At 63.7% G+C, this 24,953-nt stretch carries 20 protein-coding genes, 1 tRNA gene and 1 other RNA gene; 11 read left to right on the forward strand and 11 right to left on the reverse strand.

The window, feature by feature from the left end; all coding sequences use genetic code 11:
• Positions 1 to 3: 3 nt before the first annotated feature.
• The 6 genes from MIN45_RS00105 to MIN45_RS00130 all read right to left on the reverse strand — a co-directional run bounded on the left by MIN45_RS00105 (position 4) and on the right by MIN45_RS00130 (position 4,638).
• Positions 4 to 954 (reverse strand): glycoside hydrolase family 130 protein, encoded by a 951-nt coding sequence (locus MIN45_RS00105; protein WP_286292592.1) that lies wholly within the window; start codon positions 952 to 954, stop codon positions 4 to 6.
• A gap of 10 nt (positions 955 to 964) precedes the next feature.
• Positions 965 to 2,098, reverse strand: coding sequence for a glycosyltransferase (locus MIN45_RS00110; protein WP_286292593.1), 1,134 nt, complete (start codon positions 2,096 to 2,098; stop codon positions 965 to 967).
• A gap of 307 nt (positions 2,099 to 2,405) precedes the next feature.
• A tRNA-Pro gene (locus tag MIN45_RS00115) sits at positions 2,406 to 2,482 on the reverse strand.
• A 95-nt stretch (positions 2,483 to 2,577) separates the two neighbouring features.
• Positions 2,578 to 3,924, reverse strand: coding sequence for an alanine/glycine:cation symporter family protein (locus MIN45_RS00120; protein ID WP_286292594.1), 1,347 nt, complete (start codon positions 3,922 to 3,924; stop codon positions 2,578 to 2,580).
• A gap of 96 nt (positions 3,925 to 4,020) precedes the next feature.
• Complete coding sequence (locus tag MIN45_RS00125; RefSeq protein WP_286292595.1) at positions 4,021 to 4,293, reverse strand: hypothetical protein; 273 nt, start codon at positions 4,291 to 4,293, stop codon at positions 4,021 to 4,023.
• A 60-nt stretch (positions 4,294 to 4,353) separates the two neighbouring features.
• Positions 4,354 to 4,638, reverse strand: coding sequence for a cytochrome P460 family protein (locus MIN45_RS00130; protein WP_286294179.1), 285 nt, complete (start codon positions 4,636 to 4,638; stop codon positions 4,354 to 4,356).
• 293 nt (positions 4,639 to 4,931) lie between these two features.
• On the opposite strand from MIN45_RS00130, the gene MIN45_RS00135 reads away from it, so the two are divergent.
• Genes MIN45_RS00135 through MIN45_RS00150 form a run of 4 tightly spaced genes read left to right on the forward strand, consistent with a single transcriptional unit; the run spans position 4,932 to position 10,240 of the window.
• The gene (locus MIN45_RS00135; protein ID WP_286292596.1) at positions 4,932 to 6,062 is read left to right on the forward strand and encodes an HPP family protein; all 1,131 of its coding nucleotides are present in this window, start codon (positions 4,932 to 4,934) and stop codon (positions 6,060 to 6,062) included.
• Between the two features lie 60 nt (positions 6,063 to 6,122).
• Positions 6,123 to 7,493 (forward strand): TolC family outer membrane protein, encoded by a 1,371-nt coding sequence (locus MIN45_RS00140; RefSeq protein ID WP_286292597.1) that lies wholly within the window; start codon positions 6,123 to 6,125, stop codon positions 7,491 to 7,493.
• Complete coding sequence (locus MIN45_RS00145) at positions 7,477 to 8,541, forward strand: HlyD family secretion protein (RefSeq protein WP_286292598.1); 1,065 nt, start codon at positions 7,477 to 7,479, stop codon at positions 8,539 to 8,541. Before MIN45_RS00140 ends, MIN45_RS00145 begins: the two co-directional genes overlap by 17 nt.
• Entirely contained in the window at positions 8,522 to 10,240 is a 1,719-nt protein-coding gene (locus MIN45_RS00150) for an ATP-binding cassette domain-containing protein (protein WP_286292599.1), read from the forward strand. The genes MIN45_RS00145 and MIN45_RS00150 overlap by 20 nt, the downstream gene beginning before the upstream one ends.
• Here MIN45_RS00150 and MIN45_RS00155 read toward each other — a convergent pair.
• Entirely contained in the window at positions 10,217 to 10,402 is a 186-nt protein-coding gene (locus MIN45_RS00155) for a type II toxin-antitoxin system HicA family toxin (protein WP_337250348.1), read from the reverse strand. The two genes, MIN45_RS00150 and MIN45_RS00155, sit on opposite strands and share 24 nt — an antisense overlap.
• A complete protein-coding gene (locus MIN45_RS00160; RefSeq protein WP_286292601.1) occupies positions 10,395 to 10,613 on the reverse strand; it encodes a type II toxin-antitoxin system HicB family antitoxin in 219 nt (72 codons plus the stop codon). Before MIN45_RS00160 ends, MIN45_RS00155 begins: the two co-directional genes overlap by 8 nt.
• Positions 10,614 to 10,699: 86 nt before the next feature.
• On the opposite strand from MIN45_RS00160, the gene MIN45_RS00165 reads away from it, so the two are divergent.
• The 3 genes from MIN45_RS00165 to ssrA all read left to right on the forward strand — a co-directional run bounded on the left by MIN45_RS00165 (position 10,700) and on the right by ssrA (position 13,545).
• Entirely contained in the window at positions 10,700 to 11,812 is a 1,113-nt protein-coding gene (locus tag MIN45_RS00165; protein WP_286292602.1) for an ABC transporter permease, read from the forward strand.
• A 3-nt stretch (positions 11,813 to 11,815) separates the two neighbouring features.
• Positions 11,816 to 12,913 (forward strand): ABC transporter permease, encoded by a 1,098-nt coding sequence (locus MIN45_RS00170; protein ID WP_286292603.1) that lies wholly within the window; start codon positions 11,816 to 11,818, stop codon positions 12,911 to 12,913.
• 271 nt (positions 12,914 to 13,184) lie between these two features.
• Positions 13,185 to 13,545: a transfer-messenger RNA gene (ssrA, locus tag MIN45_RS00175) on the forward strand.
• 148 nt (positions 13,546 to 13,693) lie between these two features.
• On the opposite strand, the gene MIN45_RS00180 is transcribed toward ssrA, so the two are convergent.
• Together MIN45_RS00180 and cas1f are read right to left on the reverse strand one after the other, a co-directional pair.
• Positions 13,694 to 14,898 (reverse strand): IS3 family transposase gene (locus tag MIN45_RS00180; protein WP_286292604.1). Its coding sequence is split into 2 segments (ribosomal slippage): positions 13,694 to 14,649 and positions 14,649 to 14,898, totalling 1,206 coding nucleotides; the frame shifts between segments, so codons are not numbered across the junction.
• A 45-nt stretch (positions 14,899 to 14,943) separates the two neighbouring features.
• The gene (gene cas1f, locus MIN45_RS00185; protein WP_286292605.1) at positions 14,944 to 15,438 is read right to left on the reverse strand and encodes a type I-F CRISPR-associated endonuclease Cas1f; all 495 of its coding nucleotides are present in this window, start codon (positions 15,436 to 15,438) and stop codon (positions 14,944 to 14,946) included.
• A gap of 39 nt (positions 15,439 to 15,477) precedes the next feature.
• On the opposite strand from cas1f, the gene MIN45_RS00190 reads away from it, so the two are divergent.
• A complete protein-coding gene (locus MIN45_RS00190; protein ID WP_286292606.1) occupies positions 15,478 to 15,636 on the forward strand; it encodes a hypothetical protein in 159 nt (52 codons plus the stop codon).
• A 45-nt stretch (positions 15,637 to 15,681) separates the two neighbouring features.
• Here MIN45_RS00190 and ppsA read toward each other — a convergent pair whose 3' ends face one another.
• Positions 15,682 to 18,072 (reverse strand): phosphoenolpyruvate synthase, encoded by a 2,391-nt coding sequence (gene ppsA / locus MIN45_RS00195; protein WP_286292607.1) that lies wholly within the window; start codon positions 18,070 to 18,072, stop codon positions 15,682 to 15,684.
• Between the two features lie 169 nt (positions 18,073 to 18,241).
• On the opposite strand from ppsA, the gene MIN45_RS00200 reads away from it, so the two are divergent.
• Genes MIN45_RS00200 through MIN45_RS00210 form a run of 3 tightly spaced genes read left to right on the forward strand, consistent with a single transcriptional unit; the run spans position 18,242 to position 24,952 of the window.
• Positions 18,242 to 19,591 (forward strand): MFS transporter, encoded by a 1,350-nt coding sequence (locus MIN45_RS00200; protein WP_286292608.1) that lies wholly within the window; start codon positions 18,242 to 18,244, stop codon positions 19,589 to 19,591.
• A 24-nt stretch (positions 19,592 to 19,615) separates the two neighbouring features.
• Positions 19,616 to 21,217 (forward strand): MFS transporter, encoded by a 1,602-nt coding sequence (locus MIN45_RS00205; RefSeq protein ID WP_286292609.1) that lies wholly within the window; start codon positions 19,616 to 19,618, stop codon positions 21,215 to 21,217.
• Positions 21,218 to 21,232: 15 nt separating this feature from the next.
• Complete coding sequence (locus MIN45_RS00210; RefSeq protein ID WP_286292610.1) at positions 21,233 to 24,952, forward strand: nitrate reductase subunit alpha; 3,720 nt, start codon at positions 21,233 to 21,235, stop codon at positions 24,950 to 24,952.
• Position 24,953 lies beyond the last annotated feature (1 nt).

The raw sequence follows: 24,953 nt of genomic DNA on the forward strand, positions 1-24,953 counted from the left end.
GCGTCAGCGGCTTTTCACCTCGTGGCTCTTGGCCAGGCGGCACAGCTCGATGATGTCGTCGAGCCGGGCCTCGGCCAAGGCGATGGCGGTATCGGCGGCGCCATAGTACATCCTCAGCATGCCATCCTCGACGATCACCCCGCAGGGGAACACCACGTTGGGCACGTCACCGACGCGCTCGTACAGCTCCTCCGGGCCAAAGATGAAATTGGGAGTGTAACCGATCACTTTCTCGGGATTGCCGCGCTCCAGCAGCATCGCTCCGACCCGGTAGATACGTCCGCTGGGAGTTTCGCGCACACCGTGATAGAGCACCAGCCAGCCGACCTCGGTAGCGATCGGCGGGGTCGAAGTGCCCAGCTTGGAGTTGCCCCAGCCCGGCTGTGGTCCCAGCAGCGCCTTCGCATCCCCCCAATAGACCAGATCCTGGGAATACTGCACCCAGACGGCTCCGACCCCACCGGCAAAGCCGCCAGGGCGGTCCAGCATCACGTAACGGCCGGCGATTTTCTCCGGGAACAGCACCGCATCCTTGTTGGGCACCTCGGTGACCAGGGCGATGCGTTCGAAGGTCTCGAAGTCGAAGGTCCGCCCCAACCCCACCCGCGGCCCGTGGGGACCGTAGGCGGTATAGGTGATGTACCAGCAACGGTCCTCGCGCACGTAGGTGATGCGCGGGTCCTCGATCCCATAGCGTTCGTAGATCTCAAAACGAGGATCGGCGGAAGGGCTGATCCAGGGCCGCTCGTCCACCTGGAAGCGATAGCCGTCGGTGGAACGGGCCAGGGTCAGGTGACTGTGGCCGTTGAGGTCCTCGACCCGCAGCAGTAACAGATACTGATCGCCGAACTTGCAGGCGGCGGCGTTGAACACGGTGTTGCACCAGTAGGGAACGTCGTCGCGGGTCAGGATCGGGTTGCCTTCGTAACGCTTGAACGGATGCAGCTTTTCCATCTCGTCCTCCTCAATCCACCACGATGATCTGGGAACCGATGTCGGGATGGGTCATCAAGCCTTCGTACAGCTCCACATGACGCCGGGCGATCAGCGGCCAGGCCAGCTTCTCCCGCACGAAACGGCGCGCCGCCTCGCCCATCGCCCGGGCCTTGGCCTCGTCGCCGAGCAGTTCGGCGATGGCCTCGGCGTAACGGTCGTCGGACGCGACGATCAGGCCGGCCCCGGACTGGCGGATCAGTTCCCGCATCGCCGGGGTGTCGCTGGTCACCACCGGTCGGCCGAACGCTAGACAATGCGCCAGGATGCCGCTCTGGGAGGTGAGCTTGTACGGCAGCACCACCACGTCGGCGGCGGAAAGAATGGTGTCGAAGGTTTCCTGACGCAACTGCCCCAGGATCACCCGGATATGGTCCCGGGCCGGTGAGCGACGGATGTGCTCGAACAACTGGTTGCGGTATTCGGCGTATTCCTGGTTGCGGATCTTGCCCGCCAGCACCAGCAGGGCGTCCGGATAACGACGCAGGATCTCCGGCAGCAGGTCGATGACGAGCTCGAAGTTCTTGCTGGGCCGGAAATACCCGATCATGAGGATGACCTTGCGGTCGGCCGGCAGCCCCAGTTTCGCCTTGGCCCCGGCGACCGGCTCCACCAGCCGCGCCCCGTGGGGGATCACCGTCACCTTGCGGCTGTACTGGGGCGGGTAAAGCTTTTCCAGGGTCCGACGCTGATAGTCCTGGTGCACGATGACCCGCTCGGAATTGGCCAGGATGTTCTCGATCAGAACCCGATGCCCCGGCTGCGGATTCTCGTACACCGTATGCAGCGTGGTCACCACCGGCACGCCGATGAGGCGGAACTTGACGATCACCGGCAGAATGTTGACCCCGAAATGCGGCCCGTAAAGTCCGAATTCGTGCTGCACGTGGACGATGTCGGGCGTGAAACGCAACGCCACCTGATAGGCTTTGTCGTCCAGGTCGTTCTCGTTGAAGGCGGGAAACACCTGCGGCCCGCTCGCCCCCAGGTGGCTGACCACGTAGACATCGACCCCCTGCTCCCTCAGGGCGTCGCTCAAATAGGCGGAATAGGCGGCGATTCCGCATTCGATCGGAGGATAGCTGGAGATGTAGCCGATTCGCATACGAGCCTCCTCGCTTTCCACAAGTCTGAAGCGCCCAAGTGATGTCGTCTTATAGAACTTGTTCCTGCTTGAGGTCCTTGATCCTGGTCAGCGGCATGGCATCATCTCTCCCACCAGGGTAGTCTCCAGTTCGATTCCTGAAAAGTTGATGCCCCAGCCAGAGTGTCCTGGGATGCCTCCCTACTGTGCCCCCAAAAGTGGGGGCACGTCGTGAAATCTTATGGAACGTTGTGAGACAAGGCTACCACGAAAAAAGCCCGCAGGATGCGGGCTGTAAGACGTTATGAAATGTTGTGAAACGCGTGTTTGGTCGGGACGGCAGGATTTGAACCTGCGACCCCCACAACCCCATTGTGGTGCGCTACCAGACTGCGCTACGCCCCGAAACGAGGTAATTATAAAACATCTCCACCTTCATCCTCAATGGGAAGCTGGGCAATCACATGAACCCTGCTTCCCGAAATCTAAACGCGGGCGTATTAGCGTTTTGCGGCGTGACTCAGACTCAGGCGGAATACCACGGGGCTGAGCAGCAACAGGGCGATCAGGTTCGGCAGAGCCATCATGGCGTTCATGACGTCGGCCACCAGCCAGATGACAGTGAGTTTTCCCAGGGCCCCCAGGGGCACTGCGGCAATCCAGAGCAGGCGGTAAGGGAGAATCGCCCTCACGCCGAAGAGAAACTCGGCGCACCGCTCTCCGTAGTAACTCCAACCCAAAATGGTGGTGAAGGCGAACACGGCCAGCCCTAGGCTGACCACATAGGCGCCGTAGCCCGACAGCCCGGCCTCGAAGGCCGCGGTGGAAAGCGCGGCGCCGTTGGCACCGCCATCCCAAAGCCCACTGACCAGAATCACCAGGGCGGTGAGGGTGCAGATCACCAGGGTGTCGATGAAGGTGCCCAGCATGGCCACCAGCCCCTGGCGCACCGGATCGGTGGTGCGCGCCGCCGCGTGGGCGATGGGAGCGCTGCCCAGGCCTGCCTCGTTGGAAAAGACGCCCCGGGCCACACCGAAACGGACCGCGTTCCAGACGATTCCGCCCGTCACGCCGCCAGCGGCAGCCCGGGGATCGAAGGCAGAGAACACGATCGTACCCAAAGCGTCGCCAAGCTCGTGCCGGTGCAGGTAGAGGATGCTTCCGGCGGCCGCCAGATAGGAAATCGCCATCAGCGGCACCAGCGCGGAGGCCACCTCGGCGATGCGGCGGATGCCTCCCAGCACCACGGCCGCCGTCAGCAGCATCAGCACACCGCCGCTCCAGCCATGGGAAACCCGCCAGGTGGAATCCAGGGCGTCGGCCACGGAATTGGCCTGCACCATGTTGCCGATCCCGAAGGCGGCGACGGTGCCGAACAGGGCAAACAGCCAACCAAGCCAGCGCCACCGCTTTCCCAGGCCGTTTTTGATGTAATACATGGGGCCGCCCACCCACTGACCCAGCGCGTCCCGCTCCCGATAGCGGACGGCCAGCACCGCCTCCGCATATTTGGTCGCCATGCCGAACAGGGCGGTAAGCCACATCCACAGTACAGCGCCAGGCCCTCCAAGGGCGATGGCCGTGGCCACACCGGCGATGTTGCCGGTGCCGATGGTGGCCGAAAGCGCCGTCATCAGCGCCTGAAACGGCGTGATCTCCCCTCCCCCGCCTCCTTTGCGTCCCTGCCACAGCAGGATCAGGGCGTGCCCCAGGCGGCGCCAGGGCAGAAATCGCAGCCCCACGGTCAGGTAAATTCCGGTGCCCAGCAACAGCGCCAGGGTCACAGGCCCCCAGACCACCCCGCTGATTCGCTCCATCCAGGACTCGAACACCGCCACCGCTTCCATCTCGTTCTTTACCCACCCCTGCGTTTTCAGGGCTTTTCATTGTACCCGGCGGCTGCCGCTCTTGGCGGGAAAAAACGGGTTCCGGATTGTGAGCACCTACCAGGGTTCGGCCGAGCGCACCGACCCGTCTGCGTCCAGTTTCAGGCGCAGCTTGCCGAAGCAGGGTTCACGCCCGGCAACGCAGCCGGAACCCTCCATGAGGATCTCCTCGAAGCGCACCGCCACCAGTACCTCCCGTTCGTTTGCCTGCTGGATCTCGAAGCTGAGGGTGTCGTTGTCGATCCACCCGTCCTGAGTGCAAAAGACGCGAAGGCCGGGCCAGCGGCGCAGAAATTCGGCAACCTGTCGCTGCAACAGAGAATCGTCCATCGTCATCATGGCAGACGGCCGCACCCGGAACGGGTGCGGCCACCCCACCTTGCGGTCGTTTCAGTCGCGCAGCTCGCTGAACACGTATTTGCGGTCCTTGGCCGCTTGGTGGCACTCGAAGCAGCCCTTGCCGCCGTCGCTCACCAGGCGCTTGTCCGGCCTGCCCTCACCGAAGCCCTCGAAGCCCCAGCCGCCGGTGGCGGCGAACCGCTGGTCATCGTGCTCCATGACACCGATGAGCTTGCGCTGTTTCTCCACCAAAGCATGGTTGTCCTCGGCATAGTCCCACAGATCGAAGACGGACATGGCTCCCTTCGGGTACTTGCCGCTCTTGAGCCCCTGCAGTGCCTTTTGCCATCCCCCTCGCTTTTTGGTATCGAGTGCGAATTATATTAAAAATCCAAGGCAAAAATCTAAGGAATGCTCGCATCGCGGCAGAACAGGTTGCAGGCTGCCTGGTCGCCGGCTTTGGTACTGTGACAGACAACGCAAGGATCGCCTTTGGCGTGTTCGAAGACATCTTCCCCATCTGCCACCAATTCGGTGCCCCGGGCCTGTCACCCCGAAGCGACAGTTCATCCGAAAGGACCGTTCGGGATTAAAATGATCCTTTTTCACTGCAATCTGGAGGAATGCCGATGACACGGCTGTGGCCACCGCCGGACAACGTTTCCCTGCGGGAGAAGCTGATCTCGGGGCTGACCGCCCTGGTGGCGATGGCAGCCGTGGTGCTGGTCAGCGGCCACTTTCTGGATCCGGTGGGCATACCGCCGGTGGTGGCATCCATGGGGGCCACCGCAGTGCTGCTGTTCGCCGTGCCCTCCGGGCCGTTGTCGCAGCCCTGGGCGGTCTGGGGCGGGCATCTGATCTCCGCCGCCATCGGCGTCAGCTGCGCCCGCTGGATCGCCGATCCAGTGGCCGCAGCGGCGCTGGCGGTGGGCCTGGCCATCAGCGTCATGTACCTGTGCCGCTGTCTCCACCCCCCCGGCGGCGCCAGCGCCCTGACCGCGGTGCTGGGCGGTCCGGAGGTAAGCCGGCTGGGCTACGAGTTCCTCCTGACCCCGCTGGCGCTCAATCTGGTCATCATCTTCTCCGCCGCCCTGATCCTCAACAATCTGTTCCCCAAACGCCGCTATCCGGCCCGGCCGTCACCGAAACCGAAACACGGCAACGCCCAGCGGCGGCTATTGGAGGACGCCCTGCACCGGCTCGACACCTTCGTGGACGTGTCCGTGGAGGAACTGGAGCAGATCTGCCACCTCGCCCGCCAGGCTCAGGACCGCCTGTTCGGCGACACCACCTGCGCCGACGTCATGACGCGCGAGGTCATCACCGCCGACTACGACACGCCGACGGTGAAGCTCTGGGAATGGATGGTGACCCACCACATCCGTTCGGTGCCGGTGGTGGACCGGCGGGGCTTCGTTCTCGGCATCGTCACCACCCACGATCTGCTCCGGCAGGTCACTCATCAGAGCGGTGCTTCCTGGCGCCAGCGCCTGCATCGTTTCCTCACCCCCTCGGATACCCTGGAGACCGACAAACCGGAAGTGGCCGGCCACCTGATGACCAAACCGGTGGTGACCGCCCGCCAGGACCAGCCCCTGACCGAAGTGCTGCCCCTGTTTTCGGAGCACGGCTATCACCACCTGCCCATCGTCGACGACCACGGCCGCCTGGTCGGCATCCTCAGCGAACACGACCTGGTGCAACTGCTGGACATGGCCCTGATGCGCCTGAACGCGCGCCAGCCCCCGGAAGCTTGCTAAGCTTGCGGCGATTTGCCATGATGGATTTTAGCCACGGCTAATCTTCCAAGGAAAACCTCCATGCGTCACTGGCTCGCCCTGCTGTTCGTCCTCTCCCTCCCGGCCCACGCCGACAACCTGCTCGACGTCTACCGCCTGGCGCTGCAAAACGATCCCACCATTCGTGCCGCCCGCGCCAGTCTCAAGGCCGGGCTGGAGGCGGAAAAGCTGGGGCTGGCAGAACTTTTGCCGAAGGTGGAGGGCAGACTGGGCTTCAATTTCACCCACAAGGAGAACCTGGGGCGGTTTCCAGCGGGCGCTCTGCTCATTCCCAGCAACACTAAGACCAATTCCGTCACCCACAACTGGCGCCTGCAGCTGGTCCAGCCGATCTTCGACCTGACCGCCTGGTTCCATTTCCGCCGGGGCCAGGACCTGACGCGCCAGGCCAAGGTGCGCTTCACCGCCGAGCAGCAGGCGCTGATCCTGCGGGTGGTGGAAGCCTATGTCGCGGTGCTGCGGGCCCGCGCCAATCTGGCCGCCTCCAAGGCACGGGAGGCGGCGACCAAGCGCCAGCTGGATCTGGCCAGGGAACGTTTCGATGTCGGCCTGGCCGCCATCACCGACGTGCGCGAGGCCGAGGCCGGCTACAATCTGGCGGTCGCCGCCCGCCTGGCCGACGAAGGCACCGTCAGCGTGGCGATGGAGAAACTGACGGTGCTGACCGGCCACCATCACGGCCCGCTCTGGGATTTGAAAGCCGACTATCCGGTGGAACCTCCCGATCCGGCCGACCGTGACGCCTGGGTTCGCTTCGCCCTGCAGAACAACTACGACCTCAAGGCCGCCGCCCTGGAGAAGGAAGCCGCCCGCCAGGGCGCCCGCGCCGCCGCCGCCGAACATCTGCCCAAGATCGTCGCCAGCGCCGGTTACGGCCACAGCCACACCGATGCGGAACAGAACAACATGAAACAGGATCTCAATTCCGCCTTCGAAGTGGACGACCGCGTGGGCGACGTCAGCCTGGACCTGACCATGCCGCTGTTCGCCGGCGGCGGCATCAGCGCCGCCCGCCGCCAGGCCCAGGCCGAGTTCGAACGCAACCGGGAAACCTGGCTTGGCACCCAGCGCACCGTCCAGCAGGCCACCCGCGCCGAGTACATCAATCTCATGACCAGCATCGCCCGCATCGAGGCCGGCGAACTGGCGGTGGCCTCCGCCAGGGCTTCCCTGAAGGCGACCCGGGCCGGTTACGAAGTCGGCACTCGCAACATCGTCGACGTGCTCAACACCGTCCAGGGGCTCTATGCCGCCGAGCGCGACTACGCCAACGCCCGCCTCGACTACGTCCTGGCTAGGTTGCGCCTCAAGCGCCTCGCCGGCACCCTGACCCCGGCCGATATCCACGCCCTCAACCACTGGCTCGAGCCCTCCCATGAGCGGAAAAACTAAACCTCTGATTCTGATATCGCTTGTCATCCTGCTGGGCCTCGCCGCCTACGCCTGGTACCGGCACGACGGAAGCGAAAAGACCGACAGCGGGCTGACCCTGTACGGTAACATCGACCTGCGCCAGATCGACCTGGCGGTCAACGGCAGCGAGCGTCTGACCAAAGTGCTGCTGTGGGAGGGCGACCGGGTCCGTCCCGGCCAGCTCATGGCCCAGCTCGACCTCGAACCGTTCCAGGCCGAAGTGGCCCGGCTCGAAGCCGAGGTCGCCACCCAAAAGGCGGTGGTGGAAAAACTGGAAAACGGCAGCCGTCCCCAGGAGATCGAGCGCGCCCGGGCCCAGCTCGCCGAGGCCGAGGCGCTGGAAAAGGACGCCTGGATCACCTACCGGCGGCTGAAAAAACTGCTGCCGCGCAAGCTCATTTCCCCGGAGGAAGTGGATAACGCCAAGGCCCAGGCCGAGGCGGCCAGCGCCCGCCGCCGGGCGGCGGAACAGAACCTGAGTCTGGCCATCGAGGGACCGCGCCGCGAGGACAAGGCCGCCGCCAAAACCCGCCTCAAATCGCTCGAGGCCCAGCTGGCCCTGGCCCGCCACCGCCTGCGTGACGCCAGCCTCTACGCCCCCGCCGCCGGCGTCGTCCGCGACCGCATCCTCGAACCCGGCGACATGGCCAATCCCCAGCGCCCGGTCTACACCCTCGCCCTGACCGATCCCCTGTGGGCCCGGGTCTACGTGGACGAGCCCGATCTGGGCAAACTGAAACTGGGGATGCGGGCCGAGATCACCACCGACAGTTTCCCGGACAAGCATTATCCCGGCTGGGTGGGCTACATCTCCCCCAGCGCCGAGTTCACTCCCAAGACGGTCCAGACCGAGAAACTGCGCACCCATCTGGTCTATCAGGTGCGGGTGTTCGCCTGCAATCCGGAAGGGGAACTCCGCCTGGGGATGCCGGTGACCGTGCACATTCCCTTGCCCCAGACCCCCGACACCCGTAAGCCGGTCCCCTGCCGGCAGCCACAGCCCCAAGATGGCGACCCGCCCGCCTGAGCCGGCCCTCCGGATCGAGGCGGTCCGCAAGACTTTCCCACCGGAGGTCACCGCCCTCGACGGTTTCGGCGCCACCGTACGGGCCGGCGCCGTCACCGGTCTGATCGGTCCCGACGGCGCCGGCAAGACCACCCTGATGCGGCTGATCGCCGGCCTGCTGGCGCCCGACGGAGGCCGGATCGTGGTGTTCGGCACCGACGTGGCGACCGATCCCGCCCGGGTCCAGGCCCAGCTCGGCTACATGCCCCAGCGTTTCGGCCTCTACGAGGACCTGACGGTGCAGGAAAACCTGGATCTGTACGCCGATCTCCAGAGCGTTCCCCTGCCGGAACGCCCGCAGCGCTACGCCCGGTTGCTGCACATGACCGGGCTGGCCCCCTTCACCGCCCGGCTGGCGGGACGGCTTTCCGGCGGCATGAAGCAGAAGCTGGGGCTGGCCTGCGTGCTGGTGGGCCGTCCCCGGCTGCTGCTGCTGGACGAGCCCACCGTCGGCGTCGATCCGGTCTCCCGCCGTGAGCTGTGGCAGATTCTCTATACCCAGGTGCGCGAGCAGGGGCTGACGGTGCTCCTTTCGACCGCCTACCTGGACGAGGCGGAACGCTGCCAGGAGATCATCCTGCTCCACCGCGGCCGCAAGCTGGGACAAGCCCCACCGCGCCATTTCATCGAACCGATGCAGGGCCGGGTCTACCGGGCCCGAACCCCCAACCTGTCCAAACGCCGTCTGCAACGACAGCTACTGCAGCGGTCGGAGATCGCCGACGCCGTCATCCAGGGGGACTGGGTGCGTCTGGTGACCCGGGCGCCTCAGCCACCCCGGCTGGACGATCTCGGCACCACCGTCGAGGCCGTCGCCCCCAGACTAGAGGACGCCTTCATCGTCCGTCTGCTCGAAGCCGGGGAACGGATCACGGTCAGCGAGGTGACCCTGTCACGGAAACTGGAAACGGGGAAGCGCGAGGCGGTCATCAGCGTCCGCGATCTCAAACGTCGCTTCGGCGATTTCTATGCCGTCAAGGGTATTTCCTTCGAGGTCTGCCGCGGCGAGGTGTTCGGCCTTCTCGGGGCCAACGGTGCCGGCAAGACCACCACCTTCCGCATGCTGTGCGGCCTTCTGCCGGTGAGCGAGGGAGAGGCCAGGGTGGCGGGATTCGACATGCGCCGCGCCCCGGCCCAGGCCCGCGCCCGCCTCGGCTACATGGCACAGAAATTCTCCCTCTACGGCCAACTGAGCGTCGGGGAAAACCTCATCTTCATCGCCGGCGCCTACGGCCTGGACCGTCGCCGCAAACGCGAGCGCATCGACTGGGCCCTTGAAACTTTCGAACTGGCCCCGTGGCGCCGCCAGCGCGCCATCGACCTGCCCCTGGGCTACAAGCAGCGCCTGGCCATGGCCTGCGCCCTGCTGCACGAGCCGGACATCCTGTTTCTCGACGAGCCCACTTCCGGGGTCGATCCCCTGGCGCGGCGCGAGTTCTGGTTGCGCATCAACGCACTGGCCGAACAGGGGGTGACGGTGCTGGTAACCACCCATTTCATGGAAGAGGCCGAATACTGCGACCGTCTGGTCATCATGCAGGCGGGAGAGATCCTGGCCTCGGGCTCGCCGGAGGAAATCCGCCACCGGAGCGGGGCGACGACGTTGGAGGAGGCGTTTATAGGGTTGATTGAACAATCACAAGGAGATAGTGATGCCTGACTTATGTCCGTCAGTTTCCAGATGTGCCAACAAGCTCGAAAAGCGCCTTTCACCGCCCCGGCAATAGATGCGATGGCTTCCGCTGCTGCGAACAAGTTGGAAACCATGGTCAAACAGTATTTTCTCCGCCTCTGCCGCGGTCAATCGCGGCCACTTAGGCAACCTCGACCTCCAGGGTGGCAGTCACGATTTCCTCGCTCAGACACGCCCGAAGTTCCTCGGGTGTCAGGGTTTCCAGATACAGCGCAATGGCCTCTTTGATATTTTCCAACGCCTCGTCCAAAGTATCGCCCTGGGAGTGGCAACCTTTCAATTCCGGGCAATAGGCATAATAACCATGCGCATCCTTTTCAATTACGATACTGACCTTCACCGTTCCTTCCAATTACAGACTCAGCAACCTTGCCTGAATCCTACCATCTCCAGCTTCAGTGCACCATGGCCGCTTTCGGCTTCTTTATGAACCGCCGTCTCCCCGCCCTCATCCGCAAGGAATTCATCCAGGTGGTGCGCGATCCGTCCAGCATCGCCATCGCCTTCGTGCTGCCGGTGATCCTGCTGCTGCTGTTCGGCTACGGGGTTTCCCTTGACGCCAAACGGGTGCCGCTGGCGCTCATCGCCGAGCGCCCCAGCCCCGAAACCCAAAGCCTCTTCAGCGGCTTTTACCGCTCCGAGTATTTCGTGCCGGTGCCAATGGCGGACATGGCCGGCGCCGAGCGGCTGCTGGTCGAGGGGGAGATCAAGGGCATCGTCTATCTGCAGAGCGATTTTCTGCGCCGGCTGAAGACGGGCGGCGGCGCCCCGATCCAGCTCATCGTCAACGGCATCGATGCCAACACCGCCCGACTGGTGCAGGGATACGTCACCGGGGTGTGGCTACAGTGGCTCCAGCACCGGGCCCTGGAAGATCGCCTGCCCCCGGCGCAGGCGATCGACTTGCAGCAGCGCATCTGGTACAACCCCGAGGTGGAAAGCCGCAATTTCCTCGTTCCCGGCCTGATCGCGGTCATCATGACCCTCATCGGCGCCCTGCTCACTTCCATGGTCATCGCCCGGGAATGGGAACGGGGCACCATGGAGGCGCTGATGTCCACACCGGTCACCATGGGGGAGATCCTCCTGGGCAAGATCGTGACCTATTTCCTCCTCGGCACCGGCGGGCTGCTGCTGGCGGTGGCGATGGCGGTGTGGCTGTTCCAGGTGCCGCTGCGCGGCTCGTTCTGGCTTCTGTGGCTGGGGTCGTCACTGTTTCTGCTGGTGGCCCTGGGGATGGGGCTGCTGATTTCCACCGTGGCCAGAAACCAATTCGTCGCCGGCCAGATCGCCATCATCACCACGTTCCTGCCGGCGTTCATCCTCTCCGGCTTCATCTTCGAAATCGGCAGCATGCCGACGGCGATCCAGTGGCTGACCCATCTGATTCCGGCCCGCTACTATGTCGCCGTCCTGCAGACGGTGTTTTTGGCCGGGGACATCTGGCCGGTGGTCTGGCCCAACTTGCTGGCCCTGGTTTTGATGGCGGTCTTCTTTCTGGGCCGGACCCGGCAACTGTCGCGCAAACGCCTGGAGTGAACCATGCTGCAACGGATCTGGCACCTGATCGTCAAGGAATTTCTGACCCTGCTGAAGGACAAGCGCAGCCGCTTCGTGGTCATCGTCCCGCCCCTGGTGCAGCTGGTGGTGTTCGGTTATGCGGCCACCTTCGACCTGAACCACATTCCCTACGCGGTCTATAACGAAGACAAGGGAGAACGGTCGCAGCAGGTGCTGGCGCGGTTGCGGGGCTCGCCGGTGTTCGAGGAGGTCGCCCGGATCGACCATGACGCTCAGATCGCCCCATTGATCGATCGGCGCGAGGCGCTGTTCGTGATCCATTTCGGCCCCCGCTTCAGCGAGCGCTTCGCCCGCGGTCAGAGCCCGCCGCTGCAGGTGGTCATCGACGGGCGCAATTCCAACACCGCCCTCATCACCCTTGGCTATCTGCGCACCATTCTGGCGGATTTCACCCTCGAACGCCTGGACCTGAATCCGCCGGCGCGGCTGGTGACCCGCGCCTGGTTCAACGAGGATCTGCAGAGCCGCTGGTTCATCGTCCCCGGCATCGTCGCCCTGCTGACCCTGGTGGTGGCCATGGTGACCACCGCCCTGACCGTGGCCCGCGAACGGGAACAGGGCACCTTCGACCAGCTCCTGGTCACGCCTCTGACCCCCTTCGAGATTCTGATCGGCAAGACGGTGCCGCCCTTCGTCATCGGCCTCTTCGAAGGCAGCCTGATCCTGGCCGCGGCGGTGTACTGGTTCGAGGTTCCCTTCCGCGGCGCCCTTTGGCTGCTGTACGCCGGCCTGGCGGTCTATCTGCTGGCGGCCATCGGCGTCGGCCTGATGATCTCCTCCCTGGCGGTGACCCAGCAGCAGGGCCTGATGGGGGCGTTTCTGTTCATCGTTCCGGCGGTGATCCTCTCGGGCTTCGCCACCCCCATCGAGAACATGCCGGAAGTCGTCCAGCGCATCACCCTCCTCGATCCGATGCGTTACTTCCTCGTCATCGTCCGCACCACCTTTCTGGCCGACCCGGCCTTCGCCCTGCTCTGGCCCCAGTTCTGGCCCATGGCGGTCATCGGCGTGGTGACCCTGGCGCTGGCGGCGTGGCTGTTCCGTCACCGGTTGTATTGAGCACGCAGCGGCCACGTCATCGACCGCTGCAACCTCACCATCCTGTTCGAGCCCGGCCAGGCGGATCTGGCGAAATTCCTCGCCCTTTGCCGCCTTAACCGCCTGGGCACTGAAGAACCTGACAGCGGCCTGGTACTGAATGCGGCAATCTGCCTTTCGACAGCGGGAAAGATCGTCCCAGGAGGACTGCTGTCGAGGTGCCAACATGAATGCGCTGGCGAAAAATTTTGCAACTTTTTCCATTACACCCGGTCTATAATAATGAACCTAAGGGGGCGATCTGGCTTCGACGCGGATCGCGAAACCTTCAGGTGCATGCCGAGGTGCAGAACCTCGTAAATCCTCTGCAAATCTTATAGTTGCCAACGACGACAACTACGCACTCGCTGCTTAATACCCAGTAGGGTGCCATCCGACCGGAGCCGTGCCTGTGCGTCCGGGTTTCGGGTGTCATATCTCACAGGCTCGCGGGGAGGCGTGTCCGGCGCTGAACCGCTAAACACTCACCGGACTGGCTGGCTGTCTTCCCTGCCGTTCGGGTAGCAGCCAGTGAGATCAATAGAACGGCTAAGCATGTAGAGCCGAAGGCGGAGGATTCGCGGACGGGGGTTCGATTCCCCCCGCCTCCACCAAACACCCGTTTCACAACATCTCATAACGTCCCACAGCCCGCATCCTGCGGGCTTTTTTCGTGGTAGTCTTGTCTCACAACGTTCCATAAAATTTCACTACATGCCCCCACTTTTGGGGGCACAATTGGGGGCATCCCAGGGGCTGGAGTTACCCCGCTTCAGTGGACGGTTCAACATTTTGGGTCTGAATCCCGCCCTTGTGCTGGGTATGCTGACGCTCGAAGTTGATCGGCGACAGATAGCCCAGCGCTGAATGCCGACGATGCGGATTGTACCAACCCTCGATGAACTCGAAGATGGCACGCTCCGCCTCGGCACGTGTACGGAATGTGCTCCGGTCCAGCAACTCACATTCCAGCGTGGCGAAAAAGCTCTCCGCCATGGCATTGTCGAAGCAGTCTCCGACGCTGCCCATCGACGGCCGTACACCGGCTTCCTCACAGCGTCGGCTGAAGGCCAGCGACGTGTACTGGCACCCCTGGTCCGAGTGATGAACGACTTCCTCGGGCTGGCGTTGCCACAGCGCCATGTTGAGCGCCGAGAGCACCAGTTCGGTCCGCAGGTGCGCCGCCATGGCCCAGCCCACGATACGCCGGCTGAACACATCCAGCACCACCGCCAGGTACAGGAACCCCTCCCAGGTCGGCACGTAGGTAATATCCGCCACCCACAGCCGGTCCGGGGCCTCGGCGACAAATTCCCGCTCCACCAGGTCCGGCGCCGGCCGGGCTGCCTCGTCGTGCGACGTCGTGCGATACCCCTTGCGACGGGTAGCGCCCACCAAGCCTCTGGCCTTCATCATCCGCGCCACCCGCTTGCGGCTGACCTGCTCGCCCTCAACACGCAGTTCGGCATGAATGCGAGGGGCGCCGTAGGTCCCGCGAGAGCGCTTGTGAATCGCCTCGACCTTGTCAGCCAGCTCGGCATCCCGCCGCGCCCTGGCCGACTCAGGACGCTTCAGCCACGCATAAAACCCGCTCGTGGAGACACCGAGCAGCCGGCACATCGTGGCAACAGGGTAATCGGCCCGATTCACCTTCACGAACTCGAAGACTTCGGCGGCACCGAGTCGGTCTCCCGAGCGAACCAGGCCGCGGCTTTTGCCAGGATCTCCCGTTCAATCTTCAGCTGGCGGTTCTCACGCCGCAGGCGGCGCAACTCCTCTCTCTCCGGGCTTGTCAGGCCATCCTCACGACGTCCCTCGTCACGGTCGGCCTGCTTGACCCAGTTGCGGATGCTCTCCGCCGTCGGCTCGAACTCCCGAGCCTGCGACTCCGGCGTCCGTCCAGTCCGAACCAACTCGACCATCTGTCGCCGAAACTCCGGCGGATACGGTTTTCTCGTCTTTCCCATTTCCAGACACCTCCTCCCAAATCATCAGGTGTCCACAAAAACGGGTCAACTCCACTCCACGCTGAAGCCGGCTTCGTCCAAACGGGGATTTTCTGTCCATGCCTGCCGAATACGCTCGATGCGCGCCCTTTGGATATGCTTCGCTGCCTCCAGCCGCTTGGCATCGTCAAACCAGAAGCGCACCCAGCGCTGAAGATATTCGGTAGGGCGGTACTCGCTCTGGGGAGAGAGCCATTCAGCGGCAATCTCCGCTTCGGTGCCGGAGAACAGCGGCGTCCCTCCGCCGCCGCAGAATCCCACCATCACCCCGGCCTTGGCCAGCTCCCGCATCGCCGCCTGGGTGATGGACGTGCCGGTGCCCAATAGCAGAACGGTCGTGTTGGCGATGGGGATGTTCCAGTAGAGCTGCCTGAGTCCCGCTTCGGTGACGTACTCGACCCGTCCTCCGTTCACCAACACCCGGCAGTGCTCCAGGTAATAGAGATTGGCGCGCTTGGAATGAAGGATGGTCTTGAGATCGGAAGGCGAAATGTCGTCCATCAATGTCTGTAAGAGGCCCCCACCCGGCAGCAACGTCCCATGAATGCCATCATCGAGGAAAGCCTGCGCATGAGGGGCATCAAGACCCGCCGACAAGCACAGCGCCTGGTCGCCCAGGCCAGACAAAGCGCCAATCTTTCCGAAGAAGACGCCTTGGCGCTGGCCACTGAGGAAACCCGCAAGCTCCGCCACCGTTGAAACTGGCCGCCATAATCGACACCGATGTGCTTGTTACCGGCATTCTTACCGGTGACGCCGCCTCTCCACCTCCACCACCCGCCGCAAGGTGCGCAGCAGCGAATCGGGGTTGAGACTCATGGCGTCGATGCCGCATTCCACCAGGAATTCGGCCATCTCCGGGTAATCGGACGGCGCCTGGCCGCAGATGCCGGAATGGACGCCGTTGCGGCGGCAGCCTTCGACAGCCAACCGCATCATGGCCTTGACCCCCTCGTCGCGCTCGTCGTAGTCGAAGGCCACCAGCTCCGAGTCCCGGTCCACCCCCAGCGTCAGCTGGGTCAGGTCGTTGGAGCCGATGGAGAAGCCGTCGAAATGTTCGGCGAACCGGTCGATCAGAACCACGTTGTTGGGGATCTCGCACATGCAATAGATCTTCAGGCCGTCGTCGCCGCGCTTGAGGCCCAGTTCGGCCATCTTCGCCAGCACCCGCTCGGCCTCGTCCACCCGGCGCACGAAGGGCAGCATCAGGATGACGTTCTTCAGCCCCATCACCTCTCGCACCCGTTTCATGGCGGCGCACTCCAGGGCGAAGCCTTCCGCATAGGCGGGATGGGCGTAACGGGCGGCGCCGCGGAAACCGAGCATGGGGTTGGCCTCCACCGGCTCGAACCAGCGTCCGCCCAGCAGCGAGGCGTATTCGTTGGTCTTGAAGTCGGACATCCGCACCACCACCGGCTTGGGGTAGAAGGCGGCAGCGATGGTGCCGACCCCTTCGGCCAGGGTGCGCACGAAGAACGCTTTGGGATCGTCGAAGTCGCGGGTGAGCTTCTCGATGGCCTTGCGTTCGCCTTCGTCCTCCACTTTTTCCGGATGCACCAGGGCCATGGGATGGACCTTGATGTACTCGTTGATGATGAATTCCATTCGCGCCAGCCCCACCCCGTCGGCAGGCAGGAATGAAGTCTGGAAGGCGATCTCGGGATTGCCGAGGTTGACCATGAGTTCGGTCTTCGGCTTGGGCAGCTGGGACAGGTCGACCTTCTCCACCTCGAAGGGGATCTCCCCCTCATAGACCCGGCCCACCTCCCCTTCGGCACAGGAAACGGTGACGCTCTGGCCGTCTTCGAGCACTTCGGTGGCGTTGCCGGTGCCCACCACGGCCGGAATGCCCAGTTCGCGGGCGACGATGGCGGCATGGCATGTCCTCCCGCCGCGGTTGGTGACGATCGCCGCCGCCGTCTTCATCACCGGCTCCCAGTCGGGAGTGGTCATGTCGGCCACCAGCACCCCGCCGGGGCGGAATTGGGACAGATGTTCCACGTCGGGAATCACCCGCGCGACGCCGGTGGCGATCTTGGTGCCCACGGCGCGGCCCTCCACCAGCACCTTGCCGGTGCCGGTGAGGCGGTATTCCTCCAGGATGGCGTAGTTCTTCTGGGAGGCGACGGTTTCCGGGCGGGCCTGGACTAGGTAGAGCTGGCCGTCGAGGCCGTCCTTGGCCCACTCCATGTCCATGGGGCGGCCATAGTGGTCCTCCACCTTGATGGCGTAGTCGGCCAGCACCAACGCGTCGTCGTCGGAGATACAGAAGCGCTGCTGGTCGGCCTTGGGGGTGGGGACGATGCGGGTGGTCTGGCGGTCGCCGCCGACAGCCAGCACCATCTTGATCTTCTTGGCCCCCAGGCGCCGTCGCAGCACCGCCCGGTACCCTTCCCGGAAGGTGGGTTTGAAGACGTAGAACTCGTCCGGGTCCACCGCCCCCTGCACCACGGTCTCCCCCAGGCCGTAGGCGGCGGTGATGAACACTGCCTCCTTGAAACCGGTCTCGGTGTCGATGGAGAACATCACCCCGCTGGCGGCCAGATCGGAGCGCACCATCTTCTGCACCCCCACCGAGAGATACACCTTGAAATGGTCGAAACCCTGATCGATGCGGTAGTGGATGGCGCGGTCGGTGAACAGGCTGGCGAAGCAGCGCCGCACCGCCTCGATCAGGGCCTCGCCGCCGCGGATGTTAAGATAGGTTTCCTGCTGGCCGGCGAAGCTGGCGGTGGGCAGATCCTCGGCGGTGGCCGAGGAGCGCACCGCCACGCTCAGATCCGCATCGCCGTATTCCCGGGCCAGGCGATGATAGGCATCGAGGATCTCGGCGCGCAGATCCTCAGGGATGCCGGCCTCGTAAACGATGCGCCGGGCTTCGGCCCCCCGGTGGCGCAGGTCCTCGACGTCACTGGGATCGAGATCGTCGAGAACTTCATGGAGCCTCTCCCAGGCCCCGGCCCGGTCGAGCACATACTTGTACCCTTGGGCGGTGATGGCAAAGCCGTCGGGCACCCGGATGCCCTGAGGGGTGAGGGCGCGGTACATCTCCCCCAAGGAGGCGTTCTTGCCACCCACCAGGGGGACGTCGTCGATACCCAGTTCCTCGAAAAAACGGATGAAGCGGTAGGTCATGGCGGTCTCCTATCTGTGAGCAATGTTTCCACAGAGTAAACTGATTAGTTTCGCTTGCAAAGAAAGCGCTGGATTTGCCCTAGATCAAAAATAATCACCAATGGCAGCCTAGAATCTTGAGTGAAGATGTGTCGTTTCTCTTTTCTATCGCCATCATAAGGAAACCTCCATGCACAACATCACCCCCGAGGTCCGCCGCAAGCAGATCCGCATCCTTACCATGAACACGTTCGCGTTCGCGGTGTGTTTTGCGGTCTGGACCATTTTTTCCATCATCGGCCTGCCTATCAAACAGAAGCTGGGACTGAACGACAGCCAGTTCGGCCTGCTGATCGCCACCCCGGTACTGACTGGCTCGCTGAGCCGCATCTTCCTGGGGATCTGGGCCGACCAGTATGGCGGACGCATCGTCTACACCCTGCTGATGCTGACCACTGCGGTGGCGGTCTGGCTGCTGGCTTCGGTGGAAAGCTACGGCATGTTCCTTCTGGCGGCTCTGGGAACCGGCCTGGCGGGCGGATCCTTCGCCGTGGGGGTGGCTTACGTATCGCGGTGGTTCGAACGGGAACGCCAGGGCACTGCCCTGGGTATCTTCGGCATCGGCAACGTGGGGGCGGCCTGCACCAACTTCTTCGCTCCCTTCCTGGTGCTGGCGATGGGCTGGGAGAACACCGCCCGCGCTTATTCCCTGCTGCTGCTGGCCACCGCGGTGCTGTTCTGGCTGTTGACCGAGGACGACCCGGTCACCGCCGAACGCAAAAGAAGAGGCGAAAAGGCCGCTTCGGCCCTCCTGCAACTGGAGCCGCTGAAGAAGCTGCAAGTATGGCGCTTCTCCCTTTATTATTTCTTCGTCTTCGGTGGTTTTGTCGCCCTGTCGCTGTGGCTGCCACGCTACTACGTCGGGGTCTACGGTCTGGACCTGAAAATGGCCGGGATGCTGGCATCGGCCTACTCCTTCACCAGCCTGCTGCGCGCCGTGGGCGGCTGGCTGTCGGACCGATGGGGGGCGCGGCGGGTGATGTACATCTGCTTCATCGGCAGCATCGTCTGTACCTTCTTCCTCTCCTATCCGGCCACTGACTATATCGTCCACGGCGTGGAAGGACCGATCCGCTTCACCATCGCCATGCCTCTGTGGCTGTTCACCCTCATGACCATGGTTCTGGGGGTCTTCATGACTTTGGGGACCGCTGCGGTCTACAAGCACATTCCGGTGTATTATCCTGGCCACGTGGGCGCTGTCGGTGGCCTGGTTGGGATGATCGGCGGCCTGGGAGGTTTCATCCTGCCCATCTGCTTCGGGGTGATGAACGACCTGATCGGGGTCTGGACCAGTTGCTTCATGCTCATGTTCACCATCGTGTCGATCTCGCTGATCTGGATGCATCTGGCCATCCGCCGCATGGAAATGGCGGCAATGGAGGCAGAGCTGAAGAAGCTGCCGGAGCTGCCGGAAATGGCGGAACTGCACCATGCGAGGCTGGAACCGGAACCCAACCGGGATCTGCCCAATCCTTAACCTCGGCAACCAGGAAAACAAGACATGGCCCAAGACCTGAAAAACTGGAACCCGGAAGACCCCCAGCAATGGGAAAGCTTCGGCAAGCGCATCGCCTACCGCAACCTGTGGATCTCGATCCCCTGCCTGCTGTTGGCCTTCGCCGTGTGGCTGATGTGGGGCATGATCGCGGTACAGATGCTCAACGTCGGCTTCCCCTTCGAGCGCTCCGAGCTGTTCACCCTGACCGCCATCGCCGGCCTGTCCGGAGCTACCTTACGGATTCCGGAAACCTTCTTGATCCGTATCTCCGGTGGCCGCAACACCATCTTCCTGACCACGGCCCTGCTGATCCTGCCGGCTTTGGGGGCAGGCTACTACCTGCAGGATATTCATACGCCGCTGTGGAAGTTCCAGATCCTGGCGCTGCTGTCCGGCATCGGTGGTGGCAACTTCGCCTCTTCCATGTCCAACATCAGCTACTTCTTCCCCCGTAAGATCCAGGGATTCGCCCTGGGGATGAACGCTGGCCTGGGGAATTTCGGCGTCACCACTATGCAGATCGTCATTCCGCTGGTGATGACGGTGGCGATTTTCGGCGGCACGCCGATGATCCTGAAGCTGGATTCCGGTACCCTGCTGGGCAAGATCCCCGCCGGCACGCCCACCTATCTCCACAATGCCGGTTACATTTGGGTGGCACTGCTGATTCCGGCATCCATCGCCGCCTGGTTCGGTATGAACAACATCACCGACGAGCATGTGTCGCCGGGGTTATCCCATCCCGTCATCGCTTTCATCAAAATGCTGGCGATGCTCGCGGTCGGACTGGTCACCGCCACCATCGGCCTGTGGCTGTTCCTGCCCAAGACGGTGGGCGGCTCCGGTTTCGGAGTGCCCAAACTGATCGTGCTCGCCATCGTCATCTTCCTGACCGTCTTCGGCCTGCGCCTGATCCCAGGACTGAAGGACAACCTCAACCGCCAGTACCGGATCTTCGAAAACAAGCACACCTGGGCCATGACCGTCATCTACACCATGACCTTCGGCTCCTTCATCGGTTACGCCGCGGGGCTGGGTCTGGCCATCAAGGTGATATTTGGCTTCAAGCACGAGCTGGTGGACGGCGTCTGGCAGCATTTGCCCAACCCTGACGGCCCCAGCGCCCTGACCTATGCCTGGATGGGGCCCTTCATCGGTGCGCTGATCCGCCCGGTGGGGGGATGGATCGCCGACCGGGCCGGTGGCGCCAAGGTGACCCAGATCATCTCGGTGGTGATGGTGGCCGCCGCCTTCGCCCTCGCCTGGCTGATGAAACAGGCTTATCACTCGTCCACCCCCCAGGACCACTTCTGGCCGTTTTTGATTCTCTTCCTGGTGATGTTCACCGCCACCGGCATCGGCAATGGCTCCACCTTCCGGACCATCGCCATGGTGTTCGACAAGGAACAGCGCGGTCCGGTGCTGGGCTGGACCTCGGCGGTGGCGGCCTACGGAGCCTTTTACATCCCCCAGGTATTTGGGGAACAGATCAAGGCCGGCACCCCGGAAAACGCCCTGATCGGCTTCGCCATCTTCTACGCCACCTGTATCGCCATCAACTGGTGGTTCTATTTGCGAGAAGATGCGTACGTCAAGAATCCATAAATCGGGAGAACCATCATGAGCCGACTGCTCGACCGCCTCAACTTTTTCATCAAGGCCAAGAAGGGCCGATTCGAGTCCTTCGCCCACAGTCACGGCGTCACCACCGACGAAGCGCGCGACTGGGAAGAAGGCTACCGCAAACGCTGGGCCCACGACAAAATCGTCCGTTCCACCCACGGGGTCAACTGCACCGGCTCGTGCTCGTGGAAGATCTACGTCAAGGGCGGCATCGTCACCTGGGAGACCCAGCAGACCGACTACCCCAGAACCCGCCCAGAGCTTCCCAACCACGAACCCCGGGGGTGCCCGCGCGGGGCCAGTTACAGCTGGTATCTGTACTCGGCCCAGCGGGTCAAATATCCATTGATCCGTGCCCGCCTGCTGGAACTGTGGCGCGAGGCCCGCCGGGACAAGGGGCCGGTGGCCGCCTGGGCCAGCATCGTCGAGGATTCGGTCAAACGCACCGCCTACACGTCCAGACGCGGCCGCGGCGGTTTCGTGCGCGCCGACTGGGAAGAGGTCACTGAAATGATCGCCGCCGCCAACGCCTACACCATCAAGAAACACGGCCCCGACCGCATCGCCGGTTTCTCGCCGATCCCGGCCATGTCGATGGTGTCCTATGCGGCCGGCACCCGCTATCTGTCGCTGCTTGGCGGGGTGTGCCTGTCCTTTTACGACTGGTATTGCGATCTGCCGCCGGCCTCGCCGCAAACCTGGGGCGAACAGACCGACGTGCCCGAAAGCGCCGACTGGTACAACGCCTCGTTCCTGATGATGTGGGGCTCCAACGTCCCCCAGACCCGCACCCCCGACGCCCACTTCATGACCGAGGCCCGCTACCGTGGCACCCAGGTGGCGGTGGTCAGCCCCGATTACAACGAGGCAGCCAAGTTCGCCGATGTCTGGCTGGGTCCCAAGCAGGGCACCGATGCCGCCCTGGGGCTGGCCATGGCCCACGTCATCCTTAAAGAATTCTATCTCGACCGCCAGTCCGGGTATTTCCAGGATTACGCCCGCCGCTACACCGACCTGCCGATGCTGGTGAAACTGGTGGAACAGGACGGCCATCTGGTGCCGGAGCGGCAGCTTCGCAGCAGCGATTTCGACGGCGCGCTGGGGGAAACCAACCACCCCGAATGGAAGACCGTCGCCATCGACGCCGACAGCGGCGAGATCACCGTTCCCCGCGGCAGCATCGGCTTCCGCTGGGGCGAGCAGGGCAAGTGGAATCTGGAGGAGAAAGACAGCGCCGGGAACCCCATCCGCCTGCGCCTGAGCAACCTCGACGACGCCGACGAGATAGCCGAGGTCGCCCTGCCCTACTTCGGTGGCAAATCCCACGATTTCTTCGAGGGCACCGACCATCCGGAAGTGCTGCGCCACAAGGTGCCGGTGAAGAAAGTCACCCTCAAAAACGGCGAGGCGGCACTGGTGGCCACGGTGTTCGACCTGCTGGTGGCCAATCACGGCCTCGACCGCGGCCTGGGGGGCGAATACGTGGCCCAGAGCTATGACGACCTCCAGCCCTACACCCCGGCCTGGGCGGAAAAGATCACTGGGGTGCCTGCCGATCGCATCATCGCCGTAGCCCGCGCCTTCGCTGACAACGCCGAGAAGACCTGCGGCAAGTCCATGGTGATCCTGGGCGCCGGGATCAACCACTGGTATCACATGGACATGCACTACCGCGCCATCATCAATCTGCTGGTGCTGTGCGGTTGCATCGGCCAGGAAGGCGGCGGCTGGGCCCATTACGTGGGGCAGGAGAAATTGCGCCCCCAGCCGGGCTGGCTGCCCCTGGCCTTCGCCCTCGACTGGAACCGCCCGCCGCGGCAGCAGAACAGCACCAGTTTCTGGTATCTGCACACCGACCAGTGGCGCTACGAAACCCTGGCGGTGTCGGAGATCCTCTCCCCCACCGCCCCCAAGGGCGACTGGCAGGACCTGACCCTGGTGGACTACAACCTCAAGGCGGTACGCATGGGCTGGCTGCCGGCGGCGCCGCAGCTGCAGGCCAACCCGCTGGATGTGGGCAAGGCCGCCGCCGAAAGCGGCCGGACGGCAGGGGAATTCGTCGCCGACAAGCTCAAAAGCGGCGAGCTGAAACTAGCCTGGGAGGATCCGGACCACCCGGACAACTGGCCGCGCAATCTCTTCGTATGGCGTTCCAACCTGCTCGGTTCATCGAGCAAGGGCCACGAATACTTCCTCCGCCACCTGCTCGGCACCCACCACGGAGTCAAGGGCGAGGAACTGGGCGGCATGCGTGACGAGATGGTCACCGCCAACCGTCCCCGGGAAGTGCGCTGGCACGAAAAGGCCCCGGAGGGCAAGCTGGACCTCCTGGTGACCCTGGATTTCCGCATGTCCACCACCTGCCTTTATTCCGACATCGTCCTGCCCACCGCAAGCTGGTACGAGAAGCACGACCTCAACACCTCCGACATGCACCCTTTCATCCACCCGCTGACCGCAGCGGTGAACCCGGTGTTCGAGTCACGCAGCGACTGGGATATCTACAAAGGACTGGCCGGGAAATTCTCCGAGCTTGCGCCCGAGGCCGGCCTCGGAATGGAAAAGGACGCCGTCCTGGTGCCCCTGCTCCACGACAGCCCGGGAGAACTGGCCCAGAGCGAGGTCCGCGACTGGAAACGGGGCGAATGCGAACCGGTTCCCGGCAAGACCATGCCCGGCGTGGCGCTGGTGGAACGCGACTATCCGGGTATCTACCAGCGTTTCACTTCCATTGGCCCCCTGATGGAGAAAGCCGGCAACGCCTGCAAGGGCATCGCCTGGAAGACGGACGAGGAGATCGAATTCCTGCGCCACCTCAACGGCACCGACGCCGAAGGCCGGCCAAAGATCGAATCCGACATCCAGGCGGCGGAGATGATCCTCACCCTGGCGCCGGAAACCAACGGCCACGTGGCGGTGAAAGCCTGGTCGAAGCTGTCGCAGGTCACCGGCCGCGACCACACCCATCTGGCCAAGCCGCGTGCGGAGGAGAAGATCCGCTTCCGCGACATCGTCGCCCAGCCGCGCAAGATCATCACCTCTCCGGTGTGGTCGGGAATCGACTCGGAGGAGGTATGCTACAACGCCGGCTACACCAACGTCCACGAGCGGATTCCCTGGCGCACCCTGTCGGGCCGCCAGCAGCTCTATCAGGACCATCCGTGGATGCGCGCCTTCGGCGAGGCGCTGTGCGTCTACAAGCCGCCCATCGACACCAAGACCATCGCCCCCATGCTGGCCGAACACGGCAAGGAGAAGCACCTGGTGCTCAACTTCATCACCCCGCACCAGAAATGGGGCATCCACTCCACCTACACCGACAACCTCATCATGCTGACCCTGGCCCGCGGCGGCCCCCTTGTCTGGCTCAACGAGGAAGATGCCCGCCAGGGCGGCATCGCCGACAACGACTGGGTGGAGGTGTTCAACGCCAACGGGGCGCTGGTGGCGCGGGCGGTGGTGTCGCAACGGATCAGACCGGGCACCCTGTACATGTACCACGCCCAGGAGAAGATCATCAACACCCCCGGTTCGAAAGTGACCGGCCACCGTGGCGGCATCCACAATTCGGTCACCCGCACGGTGCTCAAACCCACCCACATGATCGGCGGCTACGCCCAGCTGTCCTGGGGATTCAACTATTACGGCACGGTCGGTTCCAACCGCGACGAATTCGTCATCGTCCGCAAGACCGAAGCCGACTGGATGGAGGAATAAA

It is taken from the genome of Methylomarinovum tepidoasis, from assembly GCF_030294985.1.
GTDB classification, from domain to species: domain Bacteria; phylum Pseudomonadota; class Gammaproteobacteria; order Methylococcales; family Methylothermaceae; genus Methylohalobius; species Methylohalobius tepidoasis.

Excerpts from the sequence above, each read along its gene's own strand:
- MIN45_RS00105 (WP_286292592.1), bottom strand. The coding sequence starts at position 954 with ATGGAAAAGCTGCATCCGTTCAAGCGTTACGAAGGCAACCCGATCCTG.
- MIN45_RS00110 (WP_286292593.1), bottom strand. The coding sequence starts at position 2,098 with ATGCGAATCGGCTACATCTCCAGCTATCCTCCGATCGAATGCGGAATC.
- MIN45_RS00120 (WP_286292594.1), bottom strand. The coding sequence starts at position 3,924 with ATGGAAGCGGTGGCGGTGTTCGAGTCCTGGATGGAGCGAATCAGCGGG.
- MIN45_RS00125 (WP_286292595.1), bottom strand. The coding sequence starts at position 4,293 with ATGGACGATTCTCTGTTGCAGCGACAGGTTGCCGAATTTCTGCGCCGC.
- MIN45_RS00135 (WP_286292596.1), top strand. The coding sequence starts at position 4,932 with ATGACACGGCTGTGGCCACCGCCGGACAACGTTTCCCTGCGGGAGAAG.
- MIN45_RS00140 (WP_286292597.1), top strand. The coding sequence starts at position 6,123 with ATGCGTCACTGGCTCGCCCTGCTGTTCGTCCTCTCCCTCCCGGCCCAC.
- MIN45_RS00145 (WP_286292598.1), top strand. The coding sequence starts at position 7,477 with ATGAGCGGAAAAACTAAACCTCTGATTCTGATATCGCTTGTCATCCTG.
- MIN45_RS00150 (WP_286292599.1), top strand. The coding sequence starts at position 8,522 with ATGGCGACCCGCCCGCCTGAGCCGGCCCTCCGGATCGAGGCGGTCCGC.
- MIN45_RS00165 (WP_286292602.1), top strand. The coding sequence starts at position 10,700 with ATGAACCGCCGTCTCCCCGCCCTCATCCGCAAGGAATTCATCCAGGTG.
- MIN45_RS00170 (WP_286292603.1), top strand. The coding sequence starts at position 11,816 with ATGCTGCAACGGATCTGGCACCTGATCGTCAAGGAATTTCTGACCCTG.
- cas1f (WP_286292605.1), bottom strand. The coding sequence starts at position 15,438 with ATGGACGACATTTCGCCTTCCGATCTCAAGACCATCCTTCATTCCAAG.
- MIN45_RS00190 (WP_286292606.1), top strand. The coding sequence starts at position 15,478 with ATGAATGCCATCATCGAGGAAAGCCTGCGCATGAGGGGCATCAAGACC.
- ppsA (WP_286292607.1), bottom strand. The coding sequence starts at position 18,072 with ATGACCTACCGCTTCATCCGTTTTTTCGAGGAACTGGGTATCGACGAC.
- MIN45_RS00200 (WP_286292608.1), top strand. The coding sequence starts at position 18,242 with ATGCACAACATCACCCCCGAGGTCCGCCGCAAGCAGATCCGCATCCTT.
- MIN45_RS00205 (WP_286292609.1), top strand. The coding sequence starts at position 19,616 with ATGGCCCAAGACCTGAAAAACTGGAACCCGGAAGACCCCCAGCAATGG.
- MIN45_RS00210 (WP_286292610.1), top strand. The coding sequence starts at position 21,233 with ATGAGCCGACTGCTCGACCGCCTCAACTTTTTCATCAAGGCCAAGAAG.